2 rRNA genes (1 of these 2 cut by a window edge) are annotated in these 3,244 nt (G+C 54.9%); both read right to left on the bottom strand.

From position 1 onward, the window contains the following. A 23S ribosomal RNA gene (locus tag AC07TY_RS17965) occupies positions 1-1,230 on the bottom strand (it extends 1,998 nt beyond the left edge of the window). 474 nt (positions 1,231-1,704) lie between these two features. After that, positions 1,705-3,230, bottom strand: a 16S ribosomal RNA gene (locus AC07TY_RS17960). Together the 16S and 23S rRNA genes form the textbook arrangement of a ribosomal RNA operon. Positions 3,231-3,244: the final 14 nt, after the last annotated feature.

Genomic DNA, 3,244 nt, shown 5'->3' with positions numbered 1-3,244 from the left:
AGCCCCGTTACATTGTCGGCGCGGAATCACTTGACCAGTGAGCTATTACGCACTCTTTCAAGGGTGGCTGCTTCTAAGCCAACCTCCTGGTTGTCTCTGCAACTCCACATCCTTTCCCACTTAGCACACGCTTAGGGACCTTAGTTGGTAGTCTGGGTTGTTTCCCTCTCGACGATGAAGCTTATCCCCCACCGTCTCACTGCTGCGCTCTCACTTACCGGCATTCGGAGTTTGGCTGACGTCAGTAAGCTTTTGGGCCCCATCGGCCATCCAGTAGCTCTACCTCCGGCAAGAAACACGCAACGCTGCACCTAAATGCATTTCGGAGAGAACCAGCTATCACGAAGTTTGATTGGCCTTTCACCCCTATCCACAGCTCATCCCCTCCATTTTCAACTGAAGTGGGTTCGGTCCTCCACGACGTCTTACCGTCGCTTCAACCTGGCCATGGATAGATCACTTCGCTTCGGGTCTAGGACATGCGACTGAATCGCCCTATTCAGACTCGCTTTCGCTACGGCTACCCCTCACGGGTTAACCTCGCCACATATCGCTAACTCGCAGGCTCATTCTTCAAAAGGCACGCTGTCACCCCTACTAAGGAGGCTCCAACGGTTTGTAAGCAAACGGTTTCAGGTACTATTTCACTCCCCTCCCGGGGTACTTTTCACCTTTCCCTCACGGTACTTGTCCGCTATCGGTCATCTGGGAGTATTTAGGCTTATCAGGTGGTCCTGACAGATTCACACGGGATTTCTCGGGCCCCGTGCTACTTGGGATACACATTCAGCCAACACCAGCATTTCGGCTACGGGGTTCGCACCCTCTATGACCAGGCTTTCAATCCTGTTCGCCTATACTGCGCTGTAACTGTTCCAGTCCGGCAGAACTGAACAACATGTCCCACAACCCCGACCATGCAACGACCGCCGTCTATCACACATGACCGGTTTAGCCTCTTCCGATTTCGCTCGCCACTACTCACGGAATCACTGTTGTTTTCTCTTCCTGAGGGTACTGAGATGTTTCACTTCCCCCCGTTCCCTCTACCCGCCCTATATATTCAGGCGGGAGTCACCAGGTCAGCACGCCGCCTGGCGGGGTTTCCCCATTCGGACACCCTCGGATCACAGCTCGATTATCAGCTCCCCGAGGCTTATCGCAGATTTCTACGTCCTTCTTCGGCTCCAGATGCCAAGGCATCCACCGTTTGCTCTTAAAAACTTGACCACAAAGAACCACGACAAAACGGCCCCCCGAAGGAAGCCGACTTGACGCGGTAAATCAGTGTTATCTCGTTACCCCAACCAGCCGAAGCCGGCCGGGGAAGAAATTGCACTCGAACAACTCAAAGAGTTGTCCAAGATGCTCGCGTCCACTGTGTAGTTCTCAAAAAACGGGCGACCCCAAGAATCCCCGGCAAGCGATGCCAGATCATCAAGGTCCGCTAGAGGAGTTCAACCCACCACCACCCCTAAAAGGGAAGCAGCAAGGTTTGGTCCCTCAGGACCCAACAACGTGCACGCCCCCAACACCCAGCCTCACACCGTTCCAGAACTCCGAAGAGAACGTACTGAGCACAAGACCTTCGATCGAAGGCCACTGTCAAAGTTCCACCCATGAGCGCCACCCACAGACATTCGCCGTGGTGTGACTTGACCGCATTGATCCCGTGTAAACAGCGGGGCGGTACATGCTCCTTAGAAAGGAGGTGATCCAGCCGCACCTTCCGGTACGGCTACCTTGTTACGACTTAGTCCTAATCACCGATCCCACCTTCGACAGCTCCCTCCACAAGGGTTGGGCCACCGGCTTCGGGTGTTACCGACTTTCATGACTTGACGGGCGGTGTGTACAAGGCCCGGGAACGTATTCACCGCAGCGTTGCTGATCTGCGATTACTAGCGACTCCGACTTCATGAGGTCGAGTTGCAGACCTCAATCCGAACTGAGACCGACTTTTTGGGATTCGCTCCACCTCGCGGTATTGCAGCCCTTTGTATCGGCCATTGTAGCATGCGTGAAGCCCAAGACATAAGGGGCATGATGATTTGACGTCATCCCCACCTTCCTCCGAGTTGACCCCGGCAGTCTCCTATGAGTTCCCACCATAACGTGCTGGCAACATAGAACGAGGGTTGCGCTCGTTGCGGGACTTAACCCAACATCTCACGACACGAGCTGACGACAACCATGCACCACCTGTATACCGACCTTGCGGGGCGACCATCTCTGGACGTTTCCGGTATATGTCAAGCCTTGGTAAGGTTCTTCGCGTTGCATCGAATTAATCCGCATGCTCCGCCGCTTGTGCGGGCCCCCGTCAATTCCTTTGAGTTTTAGCCTTGCGGCCGTACTCCCCAGGCGGGGAACTTAATGCGTTAGCTGCGACACAGAAACCGTGGAATGGCCCCTACATCTAGTTCCCAACGTTTACGGCATGGACTACCAGGGTATCTAATCCTGTTCGCTCCCCATGCTTTCGCTCCTCAGCGTCAGTAACGGCCCAGAGATCTGCCTTCGCCATCGGTGTTCCTCCTGATATCTGCGCATTCCACCGCTACACCAGGAATTCCAATCTCCCCTACCGCACTCTAGTCTGCCCGTACCCACTGCAGGCTGGGGGTTGAGCCCCCAGATTTCACAGCAGACGCGACAAACCGCCTACGAGCTCTTTACGCCCAATAATTCCGGACAACGCTTGCACCCTACGTATTACCGCGGCTGCTGGCACGTAGTTAGCCGGTGCTTTTTCTGCTGGTACCGTCAAGAGCAAGCTCCCTTCTTCCCAACTAAAAGAGGTTTACAACCCGAAGGCCGTCGTCCCTCACGCGGCGTTGCTGCATCAGGCTTTCGCCCATTGTGCAATATTCCCCACTGCTGCCTCCCGTAGGAGTCTGGGCCGTGTCTCAGTCCCAGTGTGGCCGGTCACCCTCTCAGGCCGGCTACCCGTCGTAGGCTTGGTGAGCCATTACCTCACCAACTACCTGATAGGCCGCGAGTCCATCCTTGACCAAAATTCTTTCCAACTGCAGACCATGCGGCCGCAGCTCATATCCGGTATTAGACGTCGTTTCCAACGCTTATCCCAGAGTCAAGGGCAGGTTACTCACGTGTTACTCACCCGTTCGCCACTAATCCCAGGAGCAAGCTCCTGTTCATCGTTCGACTTGCATGTGTTAAGCACGCCGCCAGCGTTCGTCCTGAGCCAGGATCAAACTCTCCGTAAAAGAAAAACACCACA

This window comes from Frondihabitans sp. GW821-FHT04F02, from assembly GCF_059420045.1.
This window is presented reverse-complemented; position numbering and strand designations above follow the sequence as displayed.